This is a genomic window from Paraburkholderia sp. BL9I2N2 (assembly GCF_004339745.1).
Classification (GTDB): Bacteria; Pseudomonadota; Gammaproteobacteria; order Burkholderiales; family Burkholderiaceae; genus Paraburkholderia.
On record NZ_SMGP01000004.1, the window covers coordinates 175886 to 190872 of the forward strand.

General features: G+C 63.7%; 16 protein-coding genes. 7 read left to right on the plus strand and 9 right to left on the minus strand.

From position 1 onward, the window contains the following. Positions 1-54 precede the first annotated feature (54 nt). The 3 genes from B0G74_RS37040 to B0G74_RS37050 are packed head-to-tail and all read right to left on the minus strand — an operon-like array spanning position 55 to position 3552. Entirely contained in the window at positions 55-792 is a 738-nt protein-coding gene (locus B0G74_RS37040; protein WP_132381644.1) for an MmgE/PrpD family protein, read from the minus strand. Continuing rightward, on the minus strand, positions 785-2140 hold the full coding sequence (locus B0G74_RS37045; RefSeq protein ID WP_132381646.1) for an MmgE/PrpD family protein: 1356 nt from the start codon (positions 2138-2140) through the stop codon (positions 785-787). Before B0G74_RS37045 ends, B0G74_RS37040 begins: the two co-directional genes overlap by 8 nt. Then, a complete protein-coding gene (locus tag B0G74_RS37050; protein ID WP_132381648.1) occupies positions 2137-3552 on the minus strand; it encodes an MFS transporter in 1416 nt (471 codons plus the stop codon). The genes B0G74_RS37045 and B0G74_RS37050 overlap by 4 nt, the downstream gene beginning before the upstream one ends. A 218-nt stretch (positions 3553-3770) precedes the next feature. On the opposite strand from B0G74_RS37050, the gene B0G74_RS37055 reads away from it, so the two are divergent. Further along, positions 3771-4463 carry a GntR family transcriptional regulator gene (locus tag B0G74_RS37055; RefSeq protein ID WP_132381650.1) on the plus strand — a complete coding sequence of 231 codons (693 nt, stop codon included), beginning with the start codon at positions 3771-3773 and terminating at the stop codon, positions 4461-4463. 153 nt (positions 4464-4616) lie between these two features. Here the strand turns inward: B0G74_RS37055 and B0G74_RS37060 are convergent, their stop codons facing one another. Together B0G74_RS37060 and B0G74_RS37065 are read right to left on the minus strand one after the other, a co-directional pair. Next, positions 4617-4964, minus strand: coding sequence for a DUF4148 domain-containing protein (locus tag B0G74_RS37060; protein WP_132381652.1), 348 nt, complete (start codon positions 4962-4964; stop codon positions 4617-4619). A 204-nt stretch (positions 4965-5168) separates the two neighbouring features. Then, positions 5169-6719 (minus strand): acetolactate synthase large subunit, encoded by a 1551-nt coding sequence (locus B0G74_RS37065; protein ID WP_132381654.1) that lies wholly within the window; start codon positions 6717-6719, stop codon positions 5169-5171. 131 nt (positions 6720-6850) lie between these two features. Between B0G74_RS37065 and B0G74_RS37070 the strand changes: the two genes are divergently transcribed. Continuing rightward, a complete protein-coding gene (locus tag B0G74_RS37070) occupies positions 6851-7786 on the plus strand; it encodes a LysR family transcriptional regulator (RefSeq protein ID WP_132381656.1) in 936 nt (311 codons plus the stop codon). A gap of 214 nt (positions 7787-8000) precedes the next feature. Continuing rightward, the gene (locus B0G74_RS37075; protein WP_132381658.1) at positions 8001-8987 is read left to right on the plus strand and encodes a zinc-dependent alcohol dehydrogenase family protein; all 987 of its coding nucleotides are present in this window, start codon (positions 8001-8003) and stop codon (positions 8985-8987) included. A 54-nt stretch (positions 8988-9041) separates the two neighbouring features. Here B0G74_RS37075 and B0G74_RS37080 read toward each other — a convergent pair whose 3' ends face one another. Continuing rightward, entirely contained in the window at positions 9042-9911 is an 870-nt protein-coding gene (locus B0G74_RS37080; RefSeq protein WP_132381659.1) for a LysR family transcriptional regulator, read from the minus strand. Between the two features lie 101 nt (positions 9912-10012). Between B0G74_RS37080 and B0G74_RS37085 the strand changes: the two genes are divergently transcribed. Continuing rightward, positions 10013-10531: a cupin domain-containing protein gene (locus B0G74_RS37085; protein ID WP_243658505.1), complete on the plus strand. Its 519-nt coding sequence runs from the start codon at positions 10013-10015 to the stop codon at positions 10529-10531. Positions 10532-10553: 22 nt separating this feature from the next. On the opposite strand, the gene B0G74_RS37090 is transcribed toward B0G74_RS37085, so the two are convergent. Continuing rightward, on the minus strand, positions 10554-11780 hold the full coding sequence (locus B0G74_RS37090) for an MFS transporter (RefSeq protein WP_132381660.1): 1227 nt from the start codon (positions 11778-11780) through the stop codon (positions 10554-10556). A 94-nt stretch (positions 11781-11874) separates the two neighbouring features. Between B0G74_RS37090 and B0G74_RS37095 the strand changes: the two genes are divergently transcribed. Both B0G74_RS37095 and B0G74_RS37100 read left to right on the plus strand, forming a co-directional pair. Then, positions 11875-12831 carry a LysR family transcriptional regulator gene (locus B0G74_RS37095; RefSeq protein ID WP_243658506.1) on the plus strand — a complete coding sequence of 319 codons (957 nt, stop codon included), beginning with the start codon at positions 11875-11877 and terminating at the stop codon, positions 12829-12831. 174 nt (positions 12832-13005) lie between these two features. Continuing rightward, a complete protein-coding gene (locus B0G74_RS37100; RefSeq protein ID WP_243658507.1) occupies positions 13006-13365 on the plus strand; it encodes a host attachment protein in 360 nt (119 codons plus the stop codon). Positions 13366-13425: 60 nt separating this feature from the next. Here the strand turns inward: B0G74_RS37100 and B0G74_RS37105 are convergent, their stop codons facing one another. Then, entirely contained in the window at positions 13426-13743 is a 318-nt protein-coding gene (locus tag B0G74_RS37105; protein ID WP_132381662.1) for a DUF6566 family protein, read from the minus strand. Between the two features lie 247 nt (positions 13744-13990). Here B0G74_RS37105 and B0G74_RS37110 point away from each other — a divergent pair, with 247 nt between their 5' ends. Then, entirely contained in the window at positions 13991-14239 is a 249-nt protein-coding gene (locus B0G74_RS37110; protein ID WP_132381663.1) for a hypothetical protein, read from the plus strand. A gap of 49 nt (positions 14240-14288) precedes the next feature. Here B0G74_RS37110 and B0G74_RS37115 read toward each other — a convergent pair whose 3' ends face one another. Further along, the gene (locus B0G74_RS37115; RefSeq protein ID WP_132381665.1) at positions 14289-14945 is read right to left on the minus strand and encodes a DUF1345 domain-containing protein; all 657 of its coding nucleotides are present in this window, start codon (positions 14943-14945) and stop codon (positions 14289-14291) included. Between the last annotated feature and the right edge of the window lie 42 nt (positions 14946-14987).

The following is a 14987-nucleotide window of genomic DNA, read 5'->3' on the forward strand; positions in this document are numbered from 1 at the left end:
GGTCGGTGACAGCTTCGCCCGATGCGTCAAACACATCGGGCGAAGCGCGTCACGTCAGTCGACCGAAGTCCAGCGCGTACCCAGCGCTTCCGTGATGGCGGCGGTGTCGAAGCGATACGCCATCAGCGCAGCGAAGCCGCGCCGTCCGTCGATCGACGCAGCCGCACTCGTGAAGCCATGCTTCGCGATCATCGCGGCTTCGAGCGCGTCCGCTGCGGCCTTGCCAATCTCGATCGCTTCCATCGCGTGGTCCGCGTTGTGCGCGAGTCCCGCGGCCTGGGTTGCGGCGACGCCGAGCGCATGACGTGTATGCACTTCGTCCAGATGCAGCAGGCGCGAGACCGCCAGCACCGCGCCCAGCAAGCCCACTGAGGACGCCACGTTCCAGCGCACACGGAATTCAGCGCTATCGACCGCGCTGAGAATGCGCGCGGCGGCTTCGATACCGATCGCGGCGGCGGCGATCGCGTCGCTCTCTGATGAGCCGAGCGTGTCCCCGGCTACGATCACGGCGGCGAGCACCGGCATCGCCGGCGACGCGGCGGCTTGCGTCGCCAGCGACGTGCCGAGAATCCATGCGCGGGTGCGCGAGTCGGTCGCCGCGCTGCCTTGCGATTGCAGCAGGGCGCTGATCTGCTCGGTGGAACGCGTCGCCGGATCGGTGATCAGGCGCGCGTGGGTGAGCGCGTCGCGCGCGGCGTCGAGTGCGGCGTCGGCCGAAGCGGGCAGCGCGGCGATGGCGAAGCCGACGAGCGCGTCGGACACGACGGAATGTTGAGCGGCGTTATGCATGATTCAATTCTCCGGCGGGAGCGCACAGTGCGAAGAGCGCGTCGAGGTTGGCGGCGCTGTCGAGTGTCGCCACGGCGGATGCGAGTTGCGCGGCGGTGCCGTCGCCAAGCAGCGGATCCACGAGCAGACGGACCTTGTTCATCAGCTCGTCGTCGGTCAGCGGACGCGCGAGGCTGCCGCGCGCATGTTCGACGTGATGTTCGACGACCGTGCCGTCCTTCAGCGTCGCCGCGATAAAGACTTCGTCGCGATTGACCGATGCGTCGGGCGCGAGCTTGGTGAGCGCGCGCACGGCTGTAACGTCGTCCTGCACCACGCGCGCGTCTTCGTATTGCGCGAGGCCGACCTGACCGTCGCACAGTGCGGCCGCCACGCCGTGAATCGCGCTGAAGCGCGCCTGCAGGCCGTCCTTCGGCTGCGGGTTGCCCATCAGTTCGGGCACGAGCGGGTGGCAGCGCAGCGTGATCGATTCGATCGACTGCACGTCGTCGATTTGCGGCGCGAGCGCGAGTCCCGCGTCGATCGCCGGATGCGCGACGATGCCGCACGGGTACGGCTTGTACGTGTTGAAAAGCAGTTCCCAGCGCTCGCCGAACGCGCCGTTCATCAGCTCGAAATCAACCTTGGTCGACATCGAATGCGAGTAGCCGCCGGCGGCTTCGAAAATATCGGCGGCGGCGCGCTGGCCGTGCTGCGCGAGACGCGCGGCCGCAATGCCGTTCGCAGCCGCCTTGCCGGGGTGATAGGGCTTGGTCATCGTGCCGAACGCTTCGCGCTGACCGACGAACATCGAGGCGGCGATCGACACTGCTTGCGTCAACCCCGCTTCGTCGAGACCGAGCAGCAGCGCGGCCGTCACCGCGCAGCCGATCACGCCGCACGTGCCGGTGATGTGCCAACCGCGGTCGTAGTGTTCCGGCGAGATCGAGACGCCGACCCGCAACTGCGCTTCGCAGCCGAGCGTGAAGGCCGTCAGCGCGGCGGCGCCGGTGGGCCGCGTGTCGGGTACAAGCGCCGTCAGCACGGCGAGCACCGAAGCGGCCGGGTGAATGACGGTCGCGAGATGGGTATCGTCGAAATCGTCGAGATGGCCCGCAAAGCCGGTCGCGAGTGCGGAAAAATGCAGATCGACTTTTTCGCTGCGGCCCGGCACCGGCGCGATTTGCGCCACGCCTAGCTCATGGGCGGCGGCGAGGATCGCGTCGACACCAGGATGCCGCGATGCGCCGATCGAAGTGCCGATCACATTGATCAAAGAACGCCTGGCTTCCTCTGCGACCGGGACCGGCAGCGGACGCTGCGCCAGTGCGAAAAGGCCGTGCGCGAATGCGGCGGCGATGGAACTCATTGAGACAACTCCTCCAGACGAATGCCGTTGGTCTTCGGCCCTAGCAGCCCGACCATCACGACGATCACAAACATGGCTGACGAAATCAGCACGAACACGGCGGGCACGCCCGAATGCTTCAGCAATGCCGCCACCCAGAAACCGACGAAGATCGAACTCAGACGGCTCCAGCTAAAAACGAAACCCACGGCGCGGGCGCGAATCCGGGTCGGATACAGCTCGGCCTGATAGGTGTGAAAGATGCCGATCAGCCAGTTGTTCGCGATGGTCACGGCGCTGCCGAACAGCAGGATCAGCACCGGTTCGCGCACCATGCCGAACAGCACGCCGGCCACCGCGACGACGATCGCGCAGCCGACCAGTTGCCACTTGCGCTGGACGCGCTCGGCGCACGCCATCGCGCCGAGCGCGCCAAGCGGCGTCGCGAACGCGATCACCATTGTGTAGAGCAGCGAATGCGTGATCGTGATGCCCTTCGTGTAGAGCAGCACCGGCACCCACGCACCGAATCCGTACACGCCGAAGGTCTGGAAGAAGTTGAAGAACGACAGCATCACCGTGCGGCTGAAGTAGCGGCCCTTCCACATCTCCGACCATGAACCGCTGTGCTCGCCGGCGGGCGGTTCCGGCGTGTGTTGCGCGGGTGCCTGCAACGCGCGGCCGGTTTCGGCGACCACGCGGGCCTCGATCGCATCGACGATGGCGCGCGCCTCGTCGACACGGCCTTTGCTTTCGAGCCAGCGCGGCGATTCCGGCAACCCGCGCCGCATGAACCAGATCAGCACGGCGCCCGCCGAGCCGATGATCATCACCCAGCGCCAGCCTTCGAGACCGAGAATGGTGTGCGGCACGAGCAGAAACGACAGCACCGCGACGGTCGGCACGGACGTCAGGATCACGAGGATGCTGAACGCGCTGTAGCGGCCGCGCGTGTGATTCGGCGTCAGCTCGGAAATATAAGTGTCGACAGTAATGAGCTGCACGCCGATTCCGAGGCCCGCGACGAAGCGCCAGAGATCCATGGATTCCGGTGAATGCTGGAACGCGGCGGCGAAGGTCGCGACCGAATAGATCAGCATCGCGCAGGTGAACACGGCGCGTCGTCCGAAGCGGTCGGTGAAGCCGCCGAGCGCCACCGTGCCGACGAACATCCCGGCGAAAAACGAGCCGAGAAAGCTGGCGAAGCCGTTGACATCGAACAGGCCCGCCGTGGTGGCGCGGTACAGACCACTGCCGATGAGTCCCAGTGAGATATAGGCCGCCATGAACATTTCATAAAACTCGAACCAGCCGCCGATCGCGATGCGCGCGACGAGGCCGCTGAAATAACGCGTCGGCGGCAGGCGGTCGAGCCGCGCTGAAACGCTGGCTTCGACGCCGGTCCTTCCGGCGATCTCCTTTTCCATGTACATCGCGTCTGTCTCCTGATGGACTGATGTCCTATATTGGTAGTGTCGACACTTTCGCCAAGTGTATGGTGAATCTCGGGTGAATTTCAAGAGATATTCGATAAACTGTGCACACTTGTGGAAATCGGGCAGGGTGCCGTACCGGGCTGGCCGGGCGTCGGTTTGCTAGAATCCGTCCACGCAGCCGGGCGCCACGCCAAGAGATATCGAGGAAGAAAGGGATGGACGAAACTGTCGACACACACGACGAAGAGGAGCAGGGCGACGCATCGCCGGTCGGGGAGATCGTCGACTGGGTGGCGCGCGGCATCATCGAAGGCCGGCTGCAACCGGGCGACGACCTGAATTCGGTCGATCTCGCCAAGCGCTTCAACGTCAGCCGCACGCCGGTGCGCGAAGCGCTGTTCGTGCTGAACCGCGAACGGCTGGTCGACTGGTCGCCGCGGCGGCGCCCGCGCGTGTCGTCGATGAGCCTCACGGAAGTGCGTGAGATCTATCAACTGCGCGTGTTGCTATATGGGCAGGTGTCGCTCGCGATCGTCGAGCACGCCACGGCCGAGGACATCGATTCGTTGTGGCGCGCGCACGCGCGTCTCGCCGACGCGGCCGCGCGCGCCGACGTCGACGGTTATTTCTGGGCCAATGTGGCGTTTCGCGATGAGGAACTGCGGGTGAGCCGCAACGGCATCTTCAAGGAAGTGCTCGATTCGATGCGGATGCGCACCAACCGGCTGCGGCATCTCAGCACGTCGTTGCCCGGACGGATGCAGCGCTCGTGCGCCGACCACCAACGGCTGTGCGAGGCGTATGCCGAGCGCGACGGCACGCTCGCGGCGGCGCTCAACCGGTCGATCGTGTTGACTGCGCTGCAGGCCATCGAGCAGGTGTGGGACACGGATTTCGGTAAGGGTTGACGCGCGTCTTCTGTGCGTCTAAAGGCAAGCCGGGGTTCATTCAGCCAGACGTTGTCAACGGTGAAGACTGGTTCTGCTGCCTGGGGGGACCTTCAGGATGAAGTTCGGTCCCGTGCGTTTAGCGACAAGCACGGGACCTGCACAGCATGTCATTCATTTGCCGAAGTACGGCGTGCAGAAGCTGGCCGGACCGACACAGGTCGATTGCATCGCCGTGTGCGCCGGACCACCCGACGACGTGCTGTTGGCCGGCACACCGCCGTAGCCTTGGGGCGCCTGCTGGTCAACGGATTGCGCTGCGACTTTCGCTTCGGCGGCCTGGATGTCGGCCGGATAGTTCGCGTCGTCGGATCGCGCCGGGTTATAGCCGGCCCGTTCCACCTGCACGAGATCGTTGCGGACCTCGGCACGTGTCACCGGACCGTTGGATTGCGCGAAGCTGAGCACTGGAGCGGACAAGGCGGCGGCAGCGAGGGCGAGGCAAGCAAGAGCTTTCTTCATGATCTAGACTCCGAAATAAATACAATGGGTGACTGATGGAAATTCGCTGAATAGCAGCAGCTACTTCGACGCTACTGGTATTGCGCGGGTCTTTCTTCCCTGAGCGTCTGGAAGCCATATTGCGCTTCTGCAAATGGCGCGATCCCCACCGGTTCATTACGAAATTGACATGTAGAGCCTGCCCCTGGTCCGGGTTGCGGGCGCTTACTCGAGCACCGCCTCGATCAGGCGTGGGCCACGCTGCGCTATCGCCGAGACGAACGCCTGCTCGAACGCCCGACGGGAATTCGCGCGCACGGCGTCGACACCCAGGCCTTGCCCAATCGAAACCCAGTCCAGCGTCGGTGTGCCCAGATCGAGCATGGCGCCCGAGTTCGGTCCATTCGAAGACGCGCCCACGCGGACTAGTTCGTTGTTCAGCACCTTGTAACCGCGATTGGCGAACACGACGGTCACGATGTCGAGGTTCTCGCGCGCCTGAGTCCAGAGCGACTGGACGGTGTACATCGCGCTGCCGTCGCCGACCAGCGTCACAACCTTGCGGTCCGGACGCGCAATAGCCGCGCCGGTCGACACTGGCATCATGCTGCCGATCGCACCGCCGGTCAGGTTCAGAAAATCATGCGGTGCTGCGTTGTTCAGGAGGTCGTAGTAAGGCAGGGTCGACGAAACGCCCTCATCGGCCACGATCGCGTTCGCGGGCAGGTGCATGGCGACGACCTGCGCAATGCTTTTCGCGTCGAGTGCGCCGTCGAGCGACAACGGGATCGCTTGCCGCGTGATGATGCGGCCCTCGGCGCCTCGTGCATCCACGGCATCCATGAGCGCGGCGAGTGCGGCTGCGCCGTCTTCGTGCGGATGGCTTAGCACGGCGATCTCGCAACCGTCGGGCGTCAGCCAGCTGGGTTTGTCGGGATACGCGAAGAAACTGACCGGAGGACGTGCGCCGACCAGAATCAGCAGCTCTGTCCCGGCCAGGAATTCGGCGGCGTGCTCGCCGAAGTAGGGAAGCCGCTCGACCTGCACGCGACCCGCGCCGCGTTCCAAACGAGGTGCAAACGTATCGGACACCAGCCGCGCGCCGGTCTTCGCCGCGATTTTGCCCGCTGCGACCAGACCTTCGCCGAGAAGCGCGTCGCCTCTAACCAGGAGCACTGCTTTTGACCCTGCCTGCAGTTTGCTGGCTACGCGATCGATAGTCGAACCGGCTGCGTGTGTGCGCGGCTGAAGCGGCAGCGGAGCTGCAACTTCAACGGCGGGATCCCAGGCGGTGTCGGCCGGGAGAATCAGCGTTGCGATCTTCCCCGGCGCCTCCCGCGCGGCGCGGACGGCGCGTGCCGCATCCGCGCCGACGGAACGGGCGCTCGTGGACGAATGCACCCAGTCCGACACCGGGCGTGCAAATCCGGCGATGTCCGACGCGAGCGGCGCGTCGTACCTTGCGTGCGACGACGCGTGGTCGCCGACGATATTCACGATCGGACTGGAGGCGCGGCGCGCGTTGTGGAGATTGCTCAGACCGTTTGCCAGCCCCGGTCCCAGATGCAGGAGCGTGGCGGCCGGCTTGCCGGCCATGCGTGCGTAGCCGTCGGCGGCGCCCGTGACGACGTTTTCCTGAAGCCCCAACACGGGTCGCATTTCTTTCACCGCATCGAGCGCTGCGACGAAATGCATTTCCGATGTGCCCGGGTTTCCAAAACAGACTTCCACGTCGCTGGCAACCAGCGACTTCAGCAGACTTTCTGCACCGTTCATGGTGTTGCTCCAAAGATGTCGAAAAGGGGCGCCGCTGTCTGATGGATTCGGACGCAGTGCCGGCTTGACGATCATTCTCGACAGTCCTACTGTGAGTAACAATCGAGTCCAATTGGAAACTTAGTTACATCATGCGTAAGAATCTGGATTACGGACTGCTTCACGCGATGACGGCGTTTGTGAGGGTGGTGGATGCCGGAACCTTCACATCCGCTGCCGAGCAGATGGACCTCACGACCGCGCAGATCTCGCGGCTCGTATCCGGACTGGAGGAGCGCCTGCGCACCAAGCTGCTGCAGAGAACGACCCGCCGGATTGCGCTCACCAGCGCCGGCGAGACGTATGTGATCCAGTGCCGGGATATCCTCGAGCGCGTGAATGTGGCGGAGGCATACGCATCAGGGGCGACGGTCGAGCCGGCGGGGCGGCTCAGGGTTCAATGCATGGGTAGCTTCGGGAATTACTATGTGGTCCCGCTTATCGCCGAATTTTGCGCAGCGTTTCCCAAAGTGAGCATCGAGTACGCGACTTCGCAGTACGCGCCGGCGCTGCTTGCGGAGGGAATCGACGTGGGCATCTACCTGTCGCGACAGCTGTCCGATTCGGGATTGGTGGCGCTGTCGCTGGGTACGGTGTTCGGTGTGATGTGCGCGGCGCCTGCCTACATGGAACAGCACGGTGCGCCCCGGCATCCGCGCGACCTGGCCAATCATGCCTGCATTCGGCTGATCAATCCTTCCGTCGCCTCGGAGTGGGAACTGATCTCGGGCAAGCGGTCCTATCAGGCGCAAGCCGTCGGCCCCATCATCGCGGACAATCCCGACGTTCTTCTGAAGACCGCGGAGCAAGCTAGCGGCATAGCATTGTTGCCGTGGTTCACCGCCAAGGATTCGATTCGCGAAGGGCGCCTGGTTCGCGTTCTTCCGTCGTGGCGGTCGCCTGATGTCACGGTCTCCGCGTTGTATCCCTCCAGACACTTTCTCGATGCCAAAACCAAGGCGTGGCTCGATCTGCTCAAGGCCCGAGTGACGCCCGCGCTGATCGACGATGGCTCAATGTTTCGGTGACGCGGAAGGTTGCCGGCCGCAATCCGCGCTGAGGCGCCATGCCGTATGACCCATTCAACCGCTAACCGGCCGGCCGCGCGCCTGGCGAAAAATCATGTCATGCGTTAATGCATGACAGGCGTGCATATTTGTAAGTTTTCAGACTGATTTGCATGGACCATCATTCGCTCCATCTGCTTTTTCCCCTTACCGGTATTTGCAAGGAGCGTTCACCATGACTATGCAAGCCCTCGTTCTCTCCCAGTACAACGGACCGCTCGAACTCACCACCTTGGCGCGCCCCGAGCCGTTGCCCGGCCAGGTGCTGGTGCGCATCGCGGCGGCCGGTCTGAATCCGCTCGACACCAAAATCCGGGCAGGCGGCGCGGCCCATGCAAAACATCCGCTGCCGCTGGTGCTCGGCATCGACATGGCCGGCGTGGTCGAGGCGGTGGGCGCGGGCGTGACCCGCTTCAAAGCAGGCGACGAGGTCTACGGCATGACGGGCGGCGTGGGTGGCATCCAGGGTTCGCTCGCGCAATATGCCGCCGTCGACGCGAATCTGCTCGCACTGAAGCCCTCCAATCTGTCGATGCGCGAAGCCGCCGCGCTGCCGCTGGTGTTCATCACCGCCTACATGGGGATCGTGGATCGCGCGAAGCTTCAGGCTGGGCAGACCGTGCTCGTGCAGGGCGGTGCGGGTGGCGTGGGTCATGTGTCGGTGCAACTCGCGCGAGCGCTCGGAGCGCACGTGTTCGCCACGGCGAGTTCGCGCGATCACGACGCGCTCATGCGCCTCGGCGCCACGCCGATCGATTACGTCGCTCAGAACGTCGAGCAATACGTCGCGCAGCATACGGGCGGCGCGGGTTTCGATCTGGTCGCCGACACGGTGGGCGGCGCGACGCTCGATGCCTCGTTCGCGGCGGTCAAGCATTTCGGCCATGTCGTCAGCGCGCTCGGCTGGGGTACGCATGCACTCGCGCCGCTGTCGTTTCGCGAGGCGACCTACTCCGGCGTTTTCACCCTGCATGCGTTGCTGACCGGCGAGAATCGGGCGCACCACGGCGAGATGCTTGGCGAGGCGACCCGTCTCGCAGAAGCGGGTCATTTGACGCCACGGCTCGATCCGCGCCGCTTCGATCTGCGCTCGGCTGAGCAAGGTTACGACGCAATCACCGATCGCAGCGCGCGCGGCAAGATCGTCGTCGATATCGAATGACGCTGGCCGCGCCGGTCGGCGACCGCGAACGATTCAGCGGCGACCGGATGCCTGTCAAGCGCTGGCGAGTCTGTCGACGACAACGTCGATCAGCGCCCGCAACCGCCCAAGCCGCCGAAGGTCGCGATGGTAGCCGAGCCAAACTTCGCGCCCCGGCGGCGTTTCGCCGAGGTCGATGCGCCGCAGGCCCGGCGTGTTGTCGCCGAGCGCGCACGGCAGGACCGCGAAGCCGCCGCCCTCGGCGCACATGCGCGCCTGGACGCCACGATTGTTGCTGGCGTAAGCGACCCGCGCATTCGGCAGCATGCGGCGGATCCACGTCACATCGGGCAAGGCCTCGAAGGCGCTGTCCATTGTGATGAGCGCTTGCCCCGCGCCATCGCCGGCCTGCGGCGCAACCAGATCGACGTGTCCGTACAGCGCGTAGTTCAAATCCATGATCTTTCGCTGGATCACGTCGGGTTCGTCGAACGGCGTGATGCGAAACACGAGGTCTGCTTCACGGCGCGAGAGGCTGTAGCGTCGCGAATCGGTGATCAGTTCGATCGACAGTTGCGGATGCCGTGAGAGAAAGCCGGCGAACACCGGCGTCAACACGTGAATGCCGAACCAGTCGGATGACGACACGCGCAGCGACCCCGTCAACTGCTGCGTTGTGCCTGCAAGCGAACGTGTGAACGCGAGCGCTTCTTCCTCCATTCGCTCCGCGAAACTCAGCACCGCGTTGCCTTCATCGGTCAGTACGAAGCCTTCGGCGGTGCGCTGGAACAGCGCCTGGCCGACCGCGTTTTCGAGCGCACGCAACCGGCGGCCCATAGTGGGCTGGGTCTGTCCCAGTTGGCGCGCGGCTGCGCCGAGTGTGCCGCAACGGGCAATCGCGAGAAACACGCGGACATCGCCCCAGTCCATGGTCATTTCGTTCATAGCAGGATGTGCTCGTGCGACAGGCGGGCTTATCGTACCGAACTTCGAGCTTTGGCGGTGGACGATGCCGACCACCGCGTCATCTTCGGAATGGTCTTTGCTTGACGGGCAAGTACATCGGCAAGCGTGCGGCCACCGGCGAATCTCGCTCACATACTGACGAAAATTTCTGCCTTAGCGACCAGGTGATACCGGACTACGCTGAACCTGCTCGGCGTACTAATAGCTCAATCCTGCCTGCAACGTTAAACGGAGACGACATGATCCAGATGATCGATATTGGCGCGGTCGCCGGCGACACGCCTGAAGGATATTCAAACAAGGTGCTGACGAGCGTGAATGACCACGACGTCCATTTGAGCGTGATGGACGCGCCATTTTTCTGGCATTTTCATCCGGATTCGGACGAAACATTTTTCGTCGTCGAAGGTGCTCTTACCATCGAATTCGAAGACGGGTCGATTGACCTGCAAGCCGGCCAATTGCTGACCGTGCCTGCGGGCACGCGCCATCGAACGCGGCCGGTCGGCGCGCGCTCCGTCAATCTCACCGTTGAAAAGAAGGATGCGACTACGGTCCAGTGCGATGCGCCGCCGCATCGGACAGCGCGTCTTGATTGATGGCACGGGCGATGATCGGCGCCTATCCGCGCTCCGCCTGGCAAGGCGCGTTCACCACGGCGGGCCGGCCGACGATCGCCAGCGTCAGCAGCACAGCAGCCAGTTCGCAAGCCGCCGCGACCCATCCGAGGCCGGCCACGCCGCCGTGAGCCAGGGTCAGCGCGCCGAGCGCGGCGCCCATCGAGAAGCCGATGTACATGAAGGAAGCATTGAGCGACAGCACGATCGACGCGACCTTCAGGCCGGCGATGTCGATGAGCCGCGCCTGCTGCGCCGGATAGAACGCCCAGTGCGCGACGCCCCACAACGCGATGGCCACGAGCACGGGTATGAGTGCAGCGGTGGGTGGCAGCAAGCGTGCGCTGATCGACAGCGTGGCGAAGGCGAGGCCCGACAACGCGATTGTCGGCACGATCACAGCCAAAGGCCCGAACCGGTCGCTGGCGTTGCCGCCGGTCACGACGCCGGCCGCGGCCGCGAGACCCCACATGAACATCACCATGCCGATCTGCGCACCCGCCAAACCGGTGACGCTGGCGAGAAATGGCGAAAGGTACGTGTAGACCGTGTAGGCGCCGGTGGCCCAGAGCGTGGTGGTCAGCAGCGTTGCCAGCACGAGCGTATTGCGCGCCACCGCGATGCGCTCGTGCAGCGTCGCGATCGGGACGCCCGCTCCAATGTCGCGCGGCAGGCCGATGACCAGCCCGGCCGCGGCGAGCGTCGCCAGGCCGGCGACGCCGGCAAACGTCATGCGCCAGCCGAGCGCATGGCCGACGACCGCGCCGAGCGGCACGCCGAGTGCGATGGCGATCGTGATGCCGCCGTTCACCACCGCGATTGCTCGGCCACGGCGTTCGGGCGGCACGATCACGCTCGCCAGCGCATTCGCGCCCGGCACATACAGACCGGCGGACAGCGCCAACAGCACGCGCGCGCCCATCAGCGCCCAGAAGTTCGGCGCGACCATGGCGAGCACGTTCGAGAGCGCGAAGGCGATCATGCTTGCGAGCAACAAGGTGCGGCGATTCAGGCTGCCGCTTAGCGCCGTCAATACCGGCGAACTGAGGCCATAGGCCAGAGCGAAAACGGTGACCAGCTGGCCCGCGGTTTCGATCTTCACCGAGAGGTCGGCGGCGAGTCCGGGCAAGAGAGGCGAAATCATGAAGCCTTCGGTGCCGATCGCGAAAGCGCCGAGCGCGAGCCAGTAGACCGGAGCGGGGAGAGCGGAAGTAACGTGTGCGGATTTCATGCAATGCCTCGAGGCGAAAGTGATGCGTTGCATGATTCTGGAGGCGGCGTTCGCGGCCATCAATATGCTAGAGTTCCCGACTTATCGGACACCAATGTCCGCAATCGTGGGGACGCGCGTGGACAGTCTCAACGCACTGAAAGTCTTTTCCCGCGCGGCTGAGCTCCGCAGTTTCACGGATGCCGGCCAGCAGCTCGGCCTGTCCTCGTCCGCGGTCGGCAAAGCGGTGGCCCGGCTCGAGAAGCGGCTCGGCGTGCGCCTTTTCCACCGCAGCACGCGCAGCATCACGCTGACGCAGGAAGGTCAGCAATTCCTCAAGAGCTGTCGCCGCATCTTTTCCGAAATCGACGCGATCGAATCCGGCTTCGCGCAATCCAAAGGCGCGCCCAAGGGCCGGCTTCGCGTGAGCCTGCCGATGGTCGGCATGCTGATGATGCCGACCCTGAGCGGTTTCATGCGCGCCTATCCCGAGATCGAACTGGATCTGGACTTCAGCGACCACCTGGTCGATGTCGTCAACGATGGGTTCGATGTCGTCGTGCGCACCGGCGACGCGAGCGACTCGCGGCTGATCGCGCGCACGCTCGGCGCTTACCGGCTTCAACTCGTCGGTGCGCCGTCTTACTTCGCTCGCGCCGGCACGCCTGCGAAGCCCGAAGACCTGTTGAACCATGCCTGCCTGCATCACCGCTATCCGACCAGCGGCAAGTTGCAGCGCTGGCCTTTGGTGACGCCCGCCTCCGGCAATGACGTGGCGTTGCCCGTGACGGCTTCGGCGAGCACGGTCGAGCCGCTGATCGCGCTCGCCGAAGAAGGGCTCGGCGTGACCTGCGTGCCGAACTTTGCAATCCGCCGACAACTTGCCGACGGCAGCCTCGTGACGGTACTGGATGAGTACGTCGAACACAGTGGCGTGTTCCGCGCGGTGTGGCCGTCGAGTCCGTACGTGTCGCCCAAGCTGAGGGTCTTTGTCGATTTCCTCGCGGCGAATCTGCTGCCTGCTGCCGATGCGAAACGGCTCAGGACTCCGGAAAAAGGCAAGCGCTCGTAGCGCTCGAAGCTGTTGTACAGAAGCCGGGCGAGTGGTGAACTTCAGACCGATACGATGAATCGGTGAATTGACCTTGGGCGTATCCGGTCCGAACTGCTATCTTGAGTGAGTGTCGCCGGCACAGTCGGCGATCGAGCGCCGCATGGGTGCTGATAAATACCTGCCTAGAGGTGCATGATGGTCGACGTTACCTGGCTTGTCGTGGCTGACGGAGGTCGCGCGCGTGTCTTCAAGATGCCTGGGCTCACGCTCGACTTGCAGGAGGTCGAAGTTCTCGTCAACGATGAATACACCGGTACGGTCTTGACCGAAAAAGATCGGGAGAAGTTTGCAAAGCGCGTGTCCGACTATCTGGAGAAGGGGCGGCTCCATCAACGCTACAATCGGCTGCGCCTCGCCATCGAGGCGAAATTCCTCGGCATGGTGCGTTCGAATCTGAGCGAGGACACGCGTCGACTGATATTCGAGCAGATCAGCGAGGATCTGCTGGCGCTCAGTACCCAGGAAATCGAGGCGCGTCTGCGCAAGCAGTGATCGGCTGGGGGCCAATTGCATCGAGCCCGCAAGGATTTTGCAGGCTTGGCCTTGCAACGTTTAGGAACTGATTTCCGGCCCGTGCGATTTTTCTTCCGCATCACGGAACCAGACCTCCGCGCGAGACCGGGCGCTCACCCAGGAGTGCGGTTGCGGCGTTTCGAACTCACGATCAATGAACCGGCGGCCCCATTCGACCGCGTCTCTAATCGCTTCTTCTTCGGTCAGCCATTCGGGTTGAACGGTCATCGGGCGGATATCGACGACTTTTCCCGCGTTATTCTTCAGGCTCACGCTCGCAATCCATGCGCCGAACTTGTTCGTCTCGGGGCGCACGACCATCTCAAACTCGCCGTAAAAAACAGTGGATGCTGGCATCGTTCTCTCCTTTAGCGAGCGGGCCTCTGCTCAGCGTCATCATGCCGTAATCTCAGCATTCCGACACAAAGAAAATTGCGCCTGAATGGCGCAAGCCCATCGTATTTCGCCGATAGTTGGCATTGGCGAAACCCGCGTGCACCGGGTCGTGACTTGCTCATAGAATTCCGTGTGGCGTGCCGCGCGCGAAGACGCGTACTCGTATGAAGAAATCGGGGGCTCAACTCATCTTTCGTAAGGAGGTGTTATGGCACAAGAATTCTCGTATCGACGATTCCTGTTTTCGGCAACGATCTCTCCACTGCAAGGGAGCCGCGGGATCGTCACTGTCGATGTCACGACCTCGGACGCTGAGCGCGTCGCCGATCTCGGCACGCAGCGTTTCCTTCACGTGGAGCGATGGGTGGAGAGAAACGATCCCGCTTTCCTTCAGGTCGTGGTCGACGAATGCAAGGTGGCTGTCGACCATTACGCGGACAACGTCGACGATAGTTGACACTCTTTCCGGAACACCGGCGACGCATGAGGGCCCGATCCGATCAGGGTCAGTTGCCCAGCATGCTCGCGGCGATATTCACGCACAAACCCAGCACGGCCACGTTGAAATAGAAAGACAGGATCGATTGCGCAAGCACGCCGCGCCGCGCGCTGCGCCCACGCAGGCTGATGTCCGCGGTCTGCGACGCAACCGCGATCGTGAACGAGAAGTACAGAAAATCCCAGTAGTCCGGTTCGAGCGTGCTGTCTGGAAAGGCGAGCGCGGGCGCATTCGGATCGGAGCCATAGTAGAGCCGCGCGTAGTGCATCGTGAAGATGGTCGGGATCAGAAACCAGGCGCCAAACAAGGTCAGTCCTGTCAGCAGCGAATGCAGCACCTTCGATTCGAAGGTCAGATCTTTGGTGGTGCCGAGTTCCAGCACGATCGCGAGAATGCTGGCAACGGTCGCCGCGCATATCACCGTCAGCACGGTGACCGCATTCTGGTCCTCGCGCCGGGCGTGGGTTCGCACGTCGCTCTCGCTGGCGAAGGCCATGTGGAACCAGATCATGACGAGATACGCCCAGATCGCGATGTCCCAGCCGAGCAGCAGCCGCGCCGTGATCCGTAGCGAGGCTGGCGCGAGCACACAGGCGCTCAAACCGGCGAGCAGACCGATCATCATGTGCGGCCGGTTGCGAAGCACCTGGGGATATAGACTCATTGTATGAAAGGAGTGCCGCGGATATCTGTTCTGGTGATTCTA

What these genes read in the sequence shown, in the direction of transcription:
- B0G74_RS37040 (WP_132381644.1), bottom strand. Translation starts at nt 792, where the DNA reads ATGCATAACGCCGCTCAACATTCCGTCGTGTCCGACGCGCTCGTCGGC.
- B0G74_RS37045 (WP_132381646.1), bottom strand. Translation starts at nt 2,140, where the DNA reads ATGAGTTCCATCGCCGCCGCATTCGCGCACGGCCTTTTCGCACTGGCG.
- B0G74_RS37050 (WP_132381648.1), bottom strand. Translation starts at nt 3,552, where the DNA reads ATGTACATGGAAAAGGAGATCGCCGGAAGGACCGGCGTCGAAGCCAGC.
- B0G74_RS37055 (WP_132381650.1), top strand. Translation starts at nt 3,771, where the DNA reads ATGGACGAAACTGTCGACACACACGACGAAGAGGAGCAGGGCGACGCA.
- B0G74_RS37060 (WP_132381652.1), bottom strand. Translation starts at nt 4,964, where the DNA reads ATGAAGAAAGCTCTTGCTTGCCTCGCCCTCGCTGCCGCCGCCTTGTCC.
- B0G74_RS37065 (WP_132381654.1), bottom strand. Translation starts at nt 6,719, where the DNA reads ATGAACGGTGCAGAAAGTCTGCTGAAGTCGCTGGTTGCCAGCGACGTG.
- B0G74_RS37070 (WP_132381656.1), top strand. Translation starts at nt 6,851, where the DNA reads ATGCGTAAGAATCTGGATTACGGACTGCTTCACGCGATGACGGCGTTT.
- B0G74_RS37075 (WP_132381658.1), top strand. Translation starts at nt 8,001, where the DNA reads ATGACTATGCAAGCCCTCGTTCTCTCCCAGTACAACGGACCGCTCGAA.
- B0G74_RS37080 (WP_132381659.1), bottom strand. Translation starts at nt 9,911, where the DNA reads ATGAACGAAATGACCATGGACTGGGGCGATGTCCGCGTGTTTCTCGCG.
- B0G74_RS37090 (WP_132381660.1), bottom strand. Translation starts at nt 11,780, where the DNA reads ATGAAATCCGCACACGTTACTTCCGCTCTCCCCGCTCCGGTCTACTGG.
- B0G74_RS37095 (WP_243658506.1), top strand. Translation starts at nt 11,875, where the DNA reads ATGTCCGCAATCGTGGGGACGCGCGTGGACAGTCTCAACGCACTGAAA.
- B0G74_RS37100 (WP_243658507.1), top strand. Translation starts at nt 13,006, where the DNA reads ATGATGGTCGACGTTACCTGGCTTGTCGTGGCTGACGGAGGTCGCGCG.
- B0G74_RS37105 (WP_132381662.1), bottom strand. Translation starts at nt 13,743, where the DNA reads ATGCCAGCATCCACTGTTTTTTACGGCGAGTTTGAGATGGTCGTGCGC.
- B0G74_RS37110 (WP_132381663.1), top strand. Translation starts at nt 13,991, where the DNA reads ATGGCACAAGAATTCTCGTATCGACGATTCCTGTTTTCGGCAACGATC.
- B0G74_RS37115 (WP_132381665.1), bottom strand. Translation starts at nt 14,945, where the DNA reads ATGAGTCTATATCCCCAGGTGCTTCGCAACCGGCCGCACATGATGATC.